General features: G+C 67.4%; 13 protein-coding genes. 6 read left to right on the top strand and 7 right to left on the bottom strand.

All coding sequences use genetic code 11. The annotated features are described in order from the left end of the window. Positions 1-58: 58 nt before the first annotated feature. The gene (locus ACE3N9_RS05405) at positions 59-475 is read left to right on the top strand and encodes a hypothetical protein (protein WP_374281629.1); all 417 of its coding nucleotides are present in this window, start codon (positions 59-61) and stop codon (positions 473-475) included. Between the two features lies 1 nt (position 476). Here ACE3N9_RS05405 and ACE3N9_RS05400 read toward each other — a convergent pair whose 3' ends face one another. From ACE3N9_RS05400 to typA, 3 genes are all read right to left on the bottom strand, one after another. After that, positions 477-1,637: a glycosyltransferase family 4 protein gene (locus ACE3N9_RS05400; protein ID WP_374281627.1), complete on the bottom strand. Its 1,161-nt coding sequence runs from the start codon at positions 1,635-1,637 to the stop codon at positions 477-479. Between the two features lie 92 nt (positions 1,638-1,729). After that, the gene (locus ACE3N9_RS05395) at positions 1,730-2,137 is read right to left on the bottom strand and encodes a hypothetical protein (protein ID WP_374281625.1); all 408 of its coding nucleotides are present in this window, start codon (positions 2,135-2,137) and stop codon (positions 1,730-1,732) included. A 171-nt stretch (positions 2,138-2,308) separates the two neighbouring features. Continuing rightward, positions 2,309-4,141 (bottom strand): translational GTPase TypA, encoded by a 1,833-nt coding sequence (gene typA / locus ACE3N9_RS05390; RefSeq protein WP_374281623.1) that lies wholly within the window; start codon positions 4,139-4,141, stop codon positions 2,309-2,311. Between the two features lie 256 nt (positions 4,142-4,397). Between typA and ACE3N9_RS05385 the strand changes: the two genes are divergently transcribed. Next, positions 4,398-7,070, top strand: a complete 2,673-nt coding sequence (locus tag ACE3N9_RS05385; protein WP_374281621.1) for a TonB-dependent receptor — start codon at positions 4,398-4,400, stop codon at positions 7,068-7,070. 131 nt (positions 7,071-7,201) lie between these two features. Further along, entirely contained in the window at positions 7,202-7,624 is a 423-nt protein-coding gene (locus ACE3N9_RS05380) for a DUF805 domain-containing protein (RefSeq protein WP_374281619.1), read from the top strand. A 47-nt stretch (positions 7,625-7,671) separates the two neighbouring features. Here the strand turns inward: ACE3N9_RS05380 and ACE3N9_RS05375 are convergent, their stop codons facing one another. Continuing rightward, positions 7,672-10,197, bottom strand: coding sequence for an ABC transporter permease (locus ACE3N9_RS05375; protein WP_374281617.1), 2,526 nt, complete (start codon positions 10,195-10,197; stop codon positions 7,672-7,674). Further along, positions 10,194-10,940 carry an ABC transporter ATP-binding protein gene (locus ACE3N9_RS05370; protein ID WP_374281615.1) on the bottom strand — a complete coding sequence of 249 codons (747 nt, stop codon included), beginning with the start codon at positions 10,938-10,940 and terminating at the stop codon, positions 10,194-10,196. Before ACE3N9_RS05370 ends, ACE3N9_RS05375 begins: the two co-directional genes overlap by 4 nt. Here ACE3N9_RS05370 and ACE3N9_RS05365 point away from each other — a divergent pair. Further along, positions 10,939-11,649, top strand: coding sequence for an arylesterase (locus ACE3N9_RS05365; protein ID WP_374281613.1), 711 nt, complete (start codon positions 10,939-10,941; stop codon positions 11,647-11,649). The two genes, ACE3N9_RS05370 and ACE3N9_RS05365, sit on opposite strands and share 2 nt — an antisense overlap. On the opposite strand, the gene recF is transcribed toward ACE3N9_RS05365, so the two are convergent. After that, a complete protein-coding gene (gene recF / locus ACE3N9_RS05360; protein ID WP_374281611.1) occupies positions 11,646-12,716 on the bottom strand; it encodes a DNA replication/repair protein RecF in 1,071 nt (356 codons plus the stop codon). The genes ACE3N9_RS05365 and recF overlap by 4 nt on opposite strands. 221 nt (positions 12,717-12,937) lie before the next feature. On the opposite strand from recF, the gene ACE3N9_RS05355 reads away from it, so the two are divergent. After that, positions 12,938-13,084 carry a hypothetical protein gene (locus tag ACE3N9_RS05355; protein ID WP_374281609.1) on the top strand — a complete coding sequence of 49 codons (147 nt, stop codon included), beginning with the start codon at positions 12,938-12,940 and terminating at the stop codon, positions 13,082-13,084. Beyond that, on the top strand, positions 13,081-13,299 hold the full coding sequence (locus ACE3N9_RS05350) for a PspC domain-containing protein (protein ID WP_374281607.1): 219 nt from the start codon (positions 13,081-13,083) through the stop codon (positions 13,297-13,299). Before ACE3N9_RS05355 ends, ACE3N9_RS05350 begins: the two co-directional genes overlap by 4 nt. A 48-nt stretch (positions 13,300-13,347) precedes the next feature. Here the strand turns inward: ACE3N9_RS05350 and ACE3N9_RS05345 are convergent. Then, positions 13,348-13,589: hypothetical protein (locus ACE3N9_RS05345; protein ID WP_374281605.1), on the bottom strand; the 242-nt coding region annotated here is incomplete at its 5' end.

Here is a 13,589-nt window from a genome sequence, read left to right as displayed (position 1 = left end):
TACGGCGCAATTCCATGTTAGCTTCGCTTGATCCACCGGGAACAGGGGGGGCGGGAGCATGGAAGAACACCGCAGCGGCAGCGTGCCGGGCAGCTATTGGGTTATCGCAGTAATCGGGTTGTTGTGGAACGGCTTGGGTGCGTATCTCTGTACGCTGTCGAACCTGGGTGACCCATCGGTAACGGCCGGCGCACCGCCGGAACTGCTGGACTATATCGCCAACATGCCGGTCTGGGCCCATGCGGGCTGGGCCTTTGGCATCTGGGGCTCGCTGGCGGGTTCGCTGCTGATGCTGGCCCGCTCGCGCCACGCGGTTGGCGCTTTCGTCGTCTCGGCCCTCGGAGCGGTGGTCAGCTATGCGGCGCAGGCCATGGCCGGGGTGCTGACCCTGGCCCAGCCCCTGGTGATCCTGGCGGTGATCGCGTTCCTGTGGTGGTATAGCCGCCGCGCGGCGGGGCTGGGCATCCTGCGCTAGGTCAGCCGCGCTGCGCCGCTTTCTGGCGGATCAGCCGCAGATAGGTATCGGCCACGACCTGGTTGATCTGGTCCCAGCTGAAATCGCGGCTGCGGCGCTCGCCCGCCGCGCCGTGTTCGGCGCGCAGGGCCGGGCTGTCGATATAGCCGCGCAGCGCTTCGGCGAACTGGTGCACCGCACCGGGCGTGATCAGCCGGCCCGACGTGCCGTGATTGACCAGGTTCTGGCTGCCGGTCGCCGCCGCCGCCACCACCGGCAGGCCGCAGGCCATCGCTTCCAGCGAGACATTGCCGAAGGTTTCGGTTGTGGAGGGGAAGAACAGCACGTCCATTGAAGCGACCGCCTTGCCCAGGTCCTTGCCAGCCATGAACCCGGCGAAGACCGCTTCGGGCAGGCGGGCTTCCAGCCATCCGCGCGCGGGGCCATCGCCGACGATCAGCACGCGGAACACGCTGCCCCGGCGGCGCAATTCGTCGATCGTGTCGGAAAACACGTCGAGCCCCTTTTCCATCACCAGCCGGCTGTGGAAGCCGACCACCACCTCGTCATCGTCGATCCCCAGTTCGCGCCGCCAGTCCAGCGAACGCAATTCGGGATTGAACAGCTCGCGGTCCACCCCGCGCGACCAGATGTCGATATCGTAGTTCATCCGCTGGTCGCGCAGCACCTGGGCCATCGATTCCGACGGGGCGACCAGCGCATCGCAGCGGCGGTAGAACCGGCGCAGCATCGCCTCGATCACCGGTTCCAGCCAGGCCAGGTTGTAATAGCGGAAATAGGTTTCGAAGCGGGTGTGGACCGAGGCCATGACCGGCAGGCGCCGCTTTCGCGCCCAGGTGACCGCGCGGTGCGCCACCACATCGGGCGAGGCAACGTGCAGCACGTTGGGCTGGAACGCGGCCAGATCGCGCCGCACCCGCGGGCTCAGCGCCAGGGGAAAGCGGTATTCGCCGCGCCCGCCGGGAAAGGCGACCGACGGCACCGAGACCAGATCGCCCTGCGGTTCAAACGCGGGCTGATCGACTGTCGGGGAATAGACGCGCACCTGCGCGCCCTGACGCAGCAGGTATTCAACCAGCCGGTTCAGCGCCTGGTTCGCGCCGTCGCGGACGTAGTTGTAGTTGCCCGTGACAAGCGCGATGCGAAGGTCGGCGGTGTTCATCGCGGCTCCTCTAGCCGATGTGGCGCCCACACGCCAGACGCCCGGGGCACTGCTGCCCCGGGCGCTGCGCGGGAGAAAGCGGGAAAGGTGGTTCAGTAACCGCGATAACCGCGGCCGTACTGGCCATCGGCATAGCCGCCGTCATTCCGGTAATAGCGGCCATCGTTGCCATAATAGCCGCCCTGCTGCGGATAGCCGTTGTAGTAACCGCCGCCATTGCCGTTGTAGCCATCGTAATAAGGGCGATTGTCGCGGGCGTAGCAGCGGCGGTCGTCGTGGCGGCGATCGTCGCAGCGGTCGCGCTTGTTCTTGCCGCTCGAGGCGATCAGCGCGCCGATGGTCAGGCCGATGATCCCGCCCACCACGGCGGCGCCCACGGTGTCGCCATTGTCATGGCGGCGATAGCGGGAATCGTTGGCCATGGCCGGGCTGGCGCTGGCCAGCGCGGTAGCCAGCAGGGTGGTGCCCAGGACGGTCTTCTTCAGCGAAAGGGTGCCCATGATTGCGTGCTCCGGTGCGGCGTGTCCTGGCCCGGTGCCAGGTGATTCGCCGCGTTGGAACCCGCAATGGACCCCGGCGCCTGAACGCCGGCGGTGCGGGGCTTGCAGCCTTTGTTCAGGTTTTGTGGAAAAAACCTGAACAAGGCCGGCTCGCCCCGACCGCAGCTGCTATCAGGCCGCTTCCTTCTTGCGGCTGGCCTTCTTGCGCTCGTTCGGGTCGAGGATCGCCTTGCGCAGGCGGATCGACTTGGGCGTCACTTCGACCATTTCGTCGTCGTCGATATAGGCGATGGCCTGTTCCAGCGTCATGATCCGCGGCGGGGTCAGCCGGATCGCGTCGTCCTTGCCGGTCGAGCGGAAGTTGGTCAGCTGCTTCGACTTCATCGGGTTGACTTCAAGATCTTCCGGCTTGGCGTTTTCGCCAATGATCATGCCTTCATAGATCTTGTCCTGCGGGCGCACGAACAGCACGCCGCGTTCTTCCAGGCTGTTGAGCGCATAGCCCACCGCTTCGCCGGTGCAGTTCGAGATCAGCACGCCGTTGGAACGGCCTTCGATCGGGCCCTTGTGGGGGCCATACTTTTCGAACAGGCGGTTCATGATCCCGGTGCCGCGCGTGTCGGACAGGAATTCGCCGTGGTAGCCGATCAGCCCGCGCGACGGGGCCGAGAAGGTGATGCGGGTCTTGCCGCCGCCCGAGGGGCGCATGTCGGTCATTTCCGCCTTGCGCTGGTTCATCTTGTCGACGACCGTGCCCGAGTGTTCGTCGTCGACGTCGATCACGACCGTTTCGTAAGGTTCGGTGCGCTGGCCCTGCTCATCGGTGCCGAACAGCACGCGCGGACGGCTGATGCCGAGTTCGAAGCCTTCGCGGCGCATCGTTTCGATCAACACGCCAAGCTGCAGTTCGCCGCGCCCGGCCACTTCGAAGCTGTCCTTGTCGGCACTTTCGGTGACCTTGATCGCCACGTTCGATTCCGCTTCGCGCATCAGGCGGTCGCGGATCATGCGGCTGGTCACCTTGTCGCCCTCGCGCCCGGCCATCGGGCTGTCGTTGACGGCAAAGCGCATCGACAGGGTCGGCGGATCGATCGGCTGGGCCTTGATCGGCACGCTGACCGAAGTGTCGGCGATGGTGTTGGAAACGGTCGCGACGGCGAGGCCGGCCAGGCTGATGATGTCGCCCGCCTTGGCTTCGTCCACCGGCACGCGGTCAAGCCCGCGGAAGGCCATGATCTTGGAAGCGCGGCCGGTTTCGATCACCTTGCCGTCGGCATCCAGCGCATGGATCGCCTGGTTGGCCTTGACCGTGCCGGACTGGACGCGGCCGGTCAGCACGCGGCCGAGGAAGTTGTCGCGATCAAGCAGGGTGACGAGGAAGCTGAACGGGGCGTCCTCATCCAGGTTCGGCGGCGGCACGTGATCGACGATCTTCTGGAACATCGGTTCCAGCGTGCCTTCGCGGCGGTCGGGATCGGTGCTGGCATAGCCATTGCGGCCCGAGGCGTAGAGCACCGGGAAATCGAGCTGTTCGTCGGTCGCGTCGAGCGTGACGAACAGGTCGAACACTTCGTCCAGCACTTCCTGGATGCGTTCGTCCGGGCGGTCGACCTTGTTGACGACGACGATCGGCTTGAGGCCCAGCGCCAGCGCCTTGCCGGTGACGAACTTGGTCTGCGGCATGGCGCCTTCCGAGCTGTCGACCAGCAGGATCACGCCGTCGACCATGCTCAGGATGCGCTCCACCTCGCCGCCGAAGTCGGCGTGGCCGGGAGTATCGACGATGTTGATGCGCGTGCCGTTCCATTCGATCGAGGTCGGCTTGGCGAGAATGGTGATCCCGCGTTCCTTTTCCAGATCGTTCGAATCCATCGCGCGTTCTTCCACGCGCTGGTTGTCGCGGAAGGTCCCGGACTGGCGGAACAGCTGGTCGACCAGGGTGGTCTTGCCATGGTCAACGTGCGCGATGATGGCGATATTGCGCAGGGGCAGGGGGGCGGACATGAGAGGGCCTTCGGTAACAGAGGGATCGGGCGGGGCGTGTTGCACCGCAATATGCGCGCGCGCCCTAGCCGAAGCGGGCCTCCGGAGCAAGCTTGCTGAAGGGGCACGTGTGCCCCGCGTGCAACAGCCTTGCGCGAGCGTGTAATTATTTGATGCAGGACAATTGCTAGTCATGCGGGGCGGACCTATCTGGCCCGCAGGTCCCAGGGGTGCGCCTGCGCCGCGGGGCTGAAATGGACGCTGCAAGGAATTACCCATGAAATCCAATGCTGCCGTGTTTGCCGGTTCGCTTCGCACGGCGCTGCTGCTGGGCATCGCCACCACCGCTTTTGCCCTGCCGACCGCCGCAATGGCGCAGGAAGGCCAGGCCGAGGAAGAGGCGCAGGCCGCCCCTCCCGCCGATGATGGCCAGGCCGAGCAATACGGGAACGAGATCGTCGTCACCGCGACCAAGCGCGAACAGACGCTGCAGGACGTGCCGGTGGCCGTTTCGGTCGCCACGGCCGAAACCATCGACCGCGCCGTGGTGCGTGACCTCAAGGACCTGCAGACCCTGGTCCCCGCGCTGCGCGTGACCCAGCTGCAAAGCAGCGCCAACACCAATTTCATCATCCGCGGTTTCGGTAACGGCGCCAACAACGCCGGGATCGAACCGTCGGTCGGCGTGTTCGTCGATGGCGTCTATCGCAGCCGCACCGCCGCCCAGATCGGCGACCTGCCCGACGTCCAGCGCGTCGAAGTGCTGCGCGGGCCGCAGTCGACCCTGTTCGGCAAGAACGCCAGCGCGGGCGTGATCAGCCTGGTCACCCGCGAACCCTCGTTCAAGTTTCACGGCAATGTCGAGGCGAGCTATGGCAACTACGATGCCATGGTGCTCAAGGGCTATGTCACCGGGCCGGTGACCGACAGCATCGCGGCCAGCCTGGCCGCCGGGATCAACAAGCGCGACGGCACGGTCAAGGACCTGGGCTATGGCGGGCGCACCAATGAACGCGACCGCTGGTTCACCCGCGGCCAGCTGCGCTTCGAACCCAGTGAAGCGCTGAAGATCCGCCTGATCGCCGATTACGACAAGATCGACGAAGCCTGCTGCGCCGTGGTCAACCTGCGCCGTTCGGGCGCGACTACCGCGCTGGAAGCACTGGGCGGCAAGGTCAACGATTTCAACACCCCGTTCGGCAATGTCGGCTATTCGAACTTCCCGAGCAGCAACCAGATCGAGAACTGGGGCGTTTCGGGCCAGGCCGATTATTCGGTCGGGCCGCTGAAGATCACTTCGATCACCGCCTATCGCAGCAGCCAGAGCCGCACCAACCAGGATTCGGACTTCACCAGCGCCGACCTGATCGGCCAGAACGCCGGTTCGCTGGATATCGATACCTTCACCCAGGAACTGCGCCTTTCGGCCGGGTTCATGGACGTGTTCAACGCGATGCTGGGCGGGTTCTTCTTTGACGAAAAGGTCAAGACCAGCAACGCGCTGACCTATGGCAAGGCGTTCCGGCCCTATGCCAACCTGCTCTCGGGCGGCGGGGTCACGCTGCTTGAAACCCAGGTGCTGGGCCTGCCGCTGAACACGTTCCAGCAGCAGGGCCAGGGCCTGTTCGACAGCTTCGCCATGAAAAACACCGCCTGGTCGGTGTTCGGCAATGTCGATGTGCAACTGGGCAACAAGCTGACCCTGACCCTGGGCGGCAACTATACCCACGACGCCAAGGACGTGCGGTCCAACGTCACCAGCACCGATGCCTTCTCGGGGCTGAACCTGGTGGCAATCGGCAACGGGGTGATCCGCAACACGGTGGTGGCGCAGCAGGTCGGCGCGGCGATGTCGCTCGGCACTTCGGCCAATGCTTCGCAGATTGCCGCCTTTGCCGGGGCCCAGCCGGCGATCTACAGCGCGATCGTTTCGGGTGCGACGGCCTTTGCCAATGCCAACCAGGCGAACCCGGCGGTCAATTCGCTGCTGGGGCTCAAGCCGCTGCAGTTCCTGCCGCCCTTCGCCAACTTCCCCAACGCGGTGGAAAGCGGCAAGACCCGCGACGGCGACTTCTCGTGGACAGCGCGGCTGGCCTGGGACGTGACCGACAGCGTCAACGCCTATGCTTCCTATGCCACCGGCTTCAAGGCGACCAGCTTCAACCTGGGCCGCGACAGCCGTCCGCTCGGTTCCGACCTGGCCGCGCTGGGCAGTGCCGGGCTGCTGGTGAACAACCTCACCACCGGCTCGCGCTTTGCCGGGCCGGAAGACGCCAAGGTGCTGGAACTCGGGCTGAAGGCCAACTTCGGGATCGCCAGCGCCAACCTGACCGTGTTCAAGCAGACCATCACCGGGTTCCAGTCGAACACTTTCACCGGCACCGGCTTTGCGCTGGCCAATGCCGGCAAGCAGACCACCAAGGGCGTCGAATTCGACGGCACGATGAAGGCGGGCAAGGAGCTGACGCTCAACCTGTCGCTGGTCTGGCTCGATCCGGAATACGACAGCTTCGTCGCTTCGCCGCTGGGCGATGCGAGCGGCACCCGTCCGGCCGGCATTCCGGGCCTGGCGACCACGATCGGCGCGACCTGGAACCACGAGCTGGGCAATGGCGACCGCGTGATCGCGCGGGGCGACTGGCACTACGAATCGCCGGTCGCGATCCTCGAAGGGCTGCCGGGCTTCATCCAGCGCAATGCGCTGGGCCAGGTGGTCAGCTATCAGCCGGCGTTCGATGCCGCGCGGCCGTTCAAGCGGGAAGTGAGCGAAATCAACGCCTCGCTGACCTATGCCATGGCCAACGGGCTCGAATTCTCGGTCTGGGGCCGCAACCTCACCAACGACCGCTACCTGGTGGCGATGTTCGACTCGGTCGCGCAGTCGGGCTCGATCTCGGGCTATCCCAACCAGCCGCGCACCTGGGGCGGCTCGGTGCGGTTCAAGTGGTAGGCTGACCAGCCCGCAGGGACACGAAAGGGGAGCGGGCAACCGCTCCCCTTTTTGTTTGCCAAGATCAGGGGTTTGTGGTGCTTTCACCCCCAGCAGCGCAGCTTGCGCGCGGGAGCAGAAGGGGGAAAGCCATGCTCGAATGGATGCTGATGCCGTATCGCCGTTATGCCGATTTTTCCGGCCGGTCGCGGCGCAAGGAATACTGGATGTTCACCCTGTTCAGCGTAATCGTGTCGATCGTGCTGCTGGGGCTGATGTTCGGCGGCATGGGCGGGATCGACGAAACCACCGGCGAACCGCAGATGGGCGTGCTGTCGTTTGTCGGCATCGGCCTGCTGGCGCTGTGGGGGCTGGGCAGCCTGATCCCGAGCATCGCCGTGCAGGTTCGCCGCTTCCACGATCAGGACAAGAGCGGGTGGTTCGTGCTGCTTGGCTTCATCCCCTATATCGGCGGGCTGATCGTGCTGGTGTTCATGTGCCTCGAAGGGACGCGTGGGCCGAACCGCTTTGGCCCCGATCCCAAGGACCCAACCAGCGCCGACGTGTTTTCCTGATCCAGCGGCCGTGCCGGGGGGCGGGCATGCCGCTCCCCGGCATGGACTTACAATTCGCGCAGCGCCTGCGTCGGCTTGGCGCGCAGCAGCGGCAGCGATCCGGCCAGGGCAAAGGCGATCACCAGCGCCAGTCCCGCGCCCAGCACGGCCAGCACCTGGGTCCAGTCGGGCAGCCATTCGAATTCGAACAGCTTGACCACCACCACCCAGGCCAGCCCGCTGCCCAGCGCCAGCGCGACGCCTGACAGCAGCAGCGCCAGCAGCCCGTATTCGGCCAGTTGCAGCAGCAGCAGTTGCCGGCGGCTTGCCCCCAGCACGCGCAGGATCACGTTGTCATACAGCCGGCTGGCCCGTGCCGCCGCAATCGCGCCCAGCAGCACCGCGACCCCGGCCAGCACAGCGACCGATGCCGCCGCGAGGATCGCCGTGGAAACCTGGCGCAGCAGATCGCGCGCCTGGCGCAGCACGCCGCCCACCTCGATCACCGAACTGGACGGGAATTCGCGCACCAGCCGCTGGAGCAGCGGGGCCTTGTCCACGCCCTCAGGCACGTCGACCATCGCCGCCATGTTGTGCGGCGCATCGCTGATCGCGTTGGGCGAGAATACCAGGACGTAGTTGAAGCCGAGCGAATCCCAGTCGATCCGCCGGAACGAGGCGATCCGCGCGCTGCGTTCCACCCCCAGCAGGCCGACGGTGATCTTGTCCCCCAGCTTGAGGTTCAGGATCTGGGCCAGCCGTTCATCGACCGACACCAGCGGTTCGCCGGAATAGCCGGTGGGCCACCATTCGCCGGATGTGATGATGTTGCCTTCGGGCACCTCGTCCGAATAGGTCAGCCCGCGTTCGCCGCGCAGCGGCCAGGCATCGTCGGGAATGCGCTTCAGGCTGGAGACGCGGGTCATCGCGCCTTCGGGGCCATAGGCCAGGATCGCCCCGCGCAGCGCCGGGACCAGCCGCACCTGCGCGCCCGGCTCGCTTTGCGTCGCGGCCGTGCGGAAGGCGTCGGCCCGGTCCTTGGGCACGTCGAGCACGAAATAGTCGGGCGCCTTCTGCGGCACCCGCTTGGCGATATTGGCATCGAGCGCGCTTTCGACTGCTGCCAGCAGGACAAAGGCCGACAGGCCAAAGCCCAGCGCCGTCACCAGCGCCCCGGTCTGCGCCGAGAGGCGGTGGAGGTTGGCCAGCGCGAGCCGCAGTAGCGGCCGCTGCGGGTGCGGCGCGCGGCTGGCCCCATGGCGGATACCCCAGCCGAGCAGCGCGAGCAGGCCCAGCAGCGCCGCCGCGCCGGCCAGGAACAGGGCGCTGACCCTGGGCTGCGCGGCGGTGGCCATGGCCAGCGCGGCAATCGCGGCCATGCCGCCCAGCACCGGGATCAGCGCCTCGCGCCGCGCGCCCGCCAGCGGGCTGACCCGCGCGCGGAACAGCGCCATCGCCGGAAAGCGCCGCGCGGCCAGCAGCGGCGGCGCGGCGAACACCAGCGCAACCAGCAGGCCATAGGCGGCGGCCCGCGCCAGCGCGCTCCAGTCCAGCACCAGCCCGGGGGCCACGGGCAGCAGCTCGCCCAGCATCTGCGTGAACAGCGGCGTGACCAGCACGCCCACCACCAGCCCAGCCAAGGCGCCGATCAGCGCGGCGCTGGCCACTTGCAACACATAGATCCGGGCAATGTCGCCACTGGTCGCGCCCAGCACCTTGAACGTGGCAATGCTGCCGCGCCGGGCTTCCATGTAGGAGGACACCCCGCCGCCGATCCCGATCCCGGCGATCACCAGCGCGGCAAGGCCAACCAGCACCAGGAATTCGCCCATCCGGCCAACGAACTGTTCGGCCCCCGGCGCGGCCTTGTCGCGCTGGCGATAGGTGAAGCCGGCAGCCGGGAACTTCGCCTTCAGGCTGTCGATCGCGGCCACCGGCTCGCCGCCCTGGGGCAGCAGCACGCGGTAACGCGCACGGTACATTGCGCCCGGCTGGGTCAGTCCGGCGCTGGCCGGGAAACTGTCGGCCACGATCACCGGCGGGCCCAGGGCAAAGCCTTCGGACAGGCGGTCGGGCTCGGTCTTAATGATCCCGCCAACCTTCAGCGCCTGCCCGCCGATGGCAAAACTGTCGCCGCGCTTGACCCCCAGCCGCGCGGCGGCATCGCCGGACAGCCAGGCCTCGCCCGCTTGAGGCGCGCCGACCGTGCGGCCATCGTCCAGCTCCAGCCGCCCGACCAGCGGCCAGGCTGTGTCGACCGCCTTCAGCTCCACTGGCGAGGCGAGGGTTCCCCGTGTCGCCATGGCTTGCAGGCGGATCCCGCCCGATACCTGGCCCATTGCGGCAAAGGCCTTCAGCTCCGCATCGCTGGCGCGGCGCTGCCACACTTCGATTTGCAGGTCGCCGCCGAGGATCGCCTGGCCGCGGTCTTTCAGCTCACGCTCGATCGCGCCGGTCAGGGTGCCAATTGCGGCGAGCGCGCCGACCCCCAGGAACAGGCAGGCCAGCAGTAGCCGCAGCCCCCGGAACCGGGCGGACAGGTCGCGCCGGGCGATCCGCCAGGCGGTGGACCAGGGCAGGGCGGGATTGTTCACGCCGGTGCCGTGTCGCTGGCGATGTGGCCGTCGGCGAGCGTGATCACCCGCTCGCACCGCGCCGCCAGGGCCGGGTCGTGGGTGATGATCACCAGCGTCGCGCCGGTTTCGGCGCGGCGGGCCAGCAGCAGGTCCATGATCGCCTCACCCGTAGCGTGATCGAGGTTGCCGGTCGGTTCATCGGCAAAGACCAGCGCCGGGCGGGCGGCCAGCGCGCGGGCAATCGCCACGCGCTGCTGCTCCCCGCCGGACAGCTGGGCGGGATAGTGGGTCAGGCGGTGGCCCAGGCCGACCGCGCGCAGTTCCGCTTCGGCGCGGGCGCGGGCATCGGGCAGGCCGGCCAGCTCCAACGGGGTCATCACGTTTTCCAGCGCGGTCATGGTCGGCAGCAGGTGGAAGGCCTGCAGCACGATCCCGATCCGCCCGCGCCGCGCGGCGGCCAGCGCGTCCTCGTCCAGCGCGGCAAAGTTCGCGCCGGCCACTTGCAGGCTGCCGCCGCTGGCGCGTTCCAGCCCGGACAGGACGGCCATCAGGCTGCTTTTGCCGGACCCCGAAGGCCCCAGCAGCGCCAGGGTCTGCCCCTGCGGCACGGTCAGGTCGATCCCGCGCAGGATTTCGACCGCCTGGTCGCCGCTGCCAAGGGTCAGGGTAAGCGCGGAGGCGGAAATCGCGGCGGGCGGCGAAGGGGGGCTTGTCACGCGGGGAGAAGACCTTAGCTGGAGAGGCAAGGAGATGTGCTGCATGAGATGGAAGCGCCTGGCCCGAGTTGCAACCCCCCTGGGCCTTGCCCTGTTGCTGTCCGCTTGCGGCACGCAGGAAGCGGCGGCCCCCGCGCCCGGTGCCAGCCTGGCCGCCCCGGCGGACGAGCTGCCGGTGATGGGCCCCGAAGTACCGGTGCTGGCGCTGGGCGACAGCCTGTTCGCGGGCTATGGGCTTGAACCGGGGCAAAGCTATCCCGCCCATCTCGAAGCCGCCTTGCGCGCGCGCGGGATCAATGCGCGGATCGCCAATGCCGGGGTTTCGGGCAACACCACCGCCGATGGGCTGGCGCGGCTGGATTTCACGCTGGACAGCCAGCCGACGCCCCCGGCGCTGGTGCTGATCAGTCTGGGCGGCAACGACGTGCTGCGCGGCCTGCCGCCTGAACAGACCCGCGCCAACCTCGATGCGATCCTGACCCGGCTGGGCGAACGCAAGATCCCGGTGATGCTGATGGGCATGCTCTCGCCGCCCAACCTGGGGGCGGATTACCGGGCGAAGTTCGATCCGATCTATCCGGCGCTGGCGAAAAAGCATGGCGCCGCATTGGTGCCGTTCTTCCTGCAACCGGTGATGGGCAAGCCGGACCTGCTCCAGGCCGATCACATCCATCCGACGCTGCAGGGGATCGACCGGATCGTCGCGGCCACGGCGGACAAGGTGGCCAAGGCCCTGCCCAAAGCGCCGGCCTAAAGCGGCAGCACGGCCCCGTCGCTGACACGCCAGACGGCGGCTTCATCGGCAATCGCGCTGAACGGGGCGAGTTCCGTTCCGGTCAGCCAGACTTGTGCGGTGCCGGCGCGCAGCCGGTCAAACAGCGCCTCGCGCCGCAGTGGGTCAAGGTGGGCGGCGACTTCGTCCAGCAGCAGGAGGCCGGGGCGCGCATCGTCCAGCAGCGCGGCATGGGCCAGGGTGATCGCGATCAGCATCGCTTTCTGCTCGCCGGTGGAACATTCGGCGGCGGGCTGCTGCTTGCCGACCATGGTCACGGCCAATTCGTCGCGGTGTGGGCCGGTCAGGGTGCGCTGGGCGGCGCGGTCGCGGCGGCGGCCATCGCGCAGGGCCTGGGCCAGCTCTGCGGGACCCAGCGGGCCGCCGGGCTGGTAGGCCAGCAGCGGCCGGGCAAACGGCGCTTCGGGCAGCACGGCCAGCGTTTCGGCCAGCCGCGCCACCAGCCGCGCGCGGGCCTGCGCGACCAGCGCCCCGGCTTCGGCCAGCTGTCCTTCCAGCGCGTCGAGCCAGGCGGGATCGGGTTCCACCGCTTCGCCGAGCAGGCGGTTGCGTTCGCGCAGCGCGCTTTCCAGCCGGCTGGCGTTGCGGGCGTGGCCTGGCTCAAGCGCCAGCACCAGCCGGTCCAGGAACCGCCGCCGCGCGCCCGCGCCTTCGGCAAACAGCCGGTCCATCGCCGGGGTCAGCCAGCCGACCGAGAGCCATTCGCCCAGCCGCAGCGCCGGAGCTTCGGCGCCGTTGACCTGGACCACGCGGCGATTTGGCCGGTCGGGCCGCACCCCGGTGCCGAGCTGCACTTCGCTCGCCAGGTCCGCGCTGACCGCGAAGCCGCCGTCGCCGCCGTGGGCAGGTATATCGGCCAGTGCCGCGCGGCGCAGCCCGCGTCCCGGGGCGAGCAGCGACAGCGCTTCGAGCACGTTGGTCTTGCCCGCGCCGTTTTCGCCGACCAGCAGGTTGAACTGGCGCGCGCCGTCCAGCCGGCTGGCGGCATGGTTGCGGAACTGGGTGAGGGTAAGCCGCGTCAGCGCCATGCGCGGTCGATAGGCCGGGGCCTGCGCGAAGTCACGCGAAAGGCGCTTGCTGAAAGTTGGGAAAAATCACCAATAGTCAGAAATGAGCCGATGATGCGAAATCCGTTCATGGAGAAGAAAGCCCGGTTTTTCGGGCCTTTTCGAAATTGGCACGCTCCCTGCAATCATTCCTGCATCTGCGGCAAGCGCCGCGAAACAGATTGAACAGGAAGGACCAGACCATGATCTCTCTCAACACCATCAGCGAAAAGGCTGTCGCCGCCGCTCTCGCCCTCGTGCTTTCGGTGGTTACCATCCAGGGCACCGTCCACACCCCCAGCCAAGCCCCCGCCCACAGCGCCGGCGCCTATGTGAGTGTCGTCGCGTGAGCGCGGTCGATCGCATGGGTGGCGGCAACACCCCCTCCAGCGGCGCCTTCCGCCTCGACAAGCCCAATGCCAGGTTCATGGGCGTCTGCTCGGGCATTGCGAAGTATTTCGGCTGGGACGTGACGCTGGTGCGCATTGCCTTCGCGCTGGGCACGGTGTTCGGCTTCGGCAGCCTGCTGGTGATCTACCTTGCGATCGGCCTCATCGCGGATTGAGGCCAGCCCAGCGGTGAGGCCCCGTCCCCCTCGGGATGGGGCCTAGGGTCAGGCCCCATGCACCGCACCTTCGAGGTTTGAGTCAAAATGGCCTGTCGCGAGGAGAGAAGGCACAGGAATATGTCGATATTTCAAGACTTCTCGACGCTGCGAGAGGCCATTTTGGCCAAATCCCTGCGGGACGGCAGAATGGCTTCCATCTCGAACGAAAATTCCCTTGGAAAGGCAACCAGCCTTCCCGGCGGGAATTTCCGCCCGATATGTTCGCCATTCTGCCGCCTCGAAGGTGC

It is taken from the genome of Novosphingobium sp. (assembly GCF_041905565.1).
Classification (GTDB): Bacteria; Pseudomonadota; Alphaproteobacteria; order Sphingomonadales; family Sphingomonadaceae; genus Novosphingobium.
The sequence above is the reverse complement of the archived record's forward strand: the minus strand, read 5'-3'. Positions and strand labels throughout refer to the sequence as shown.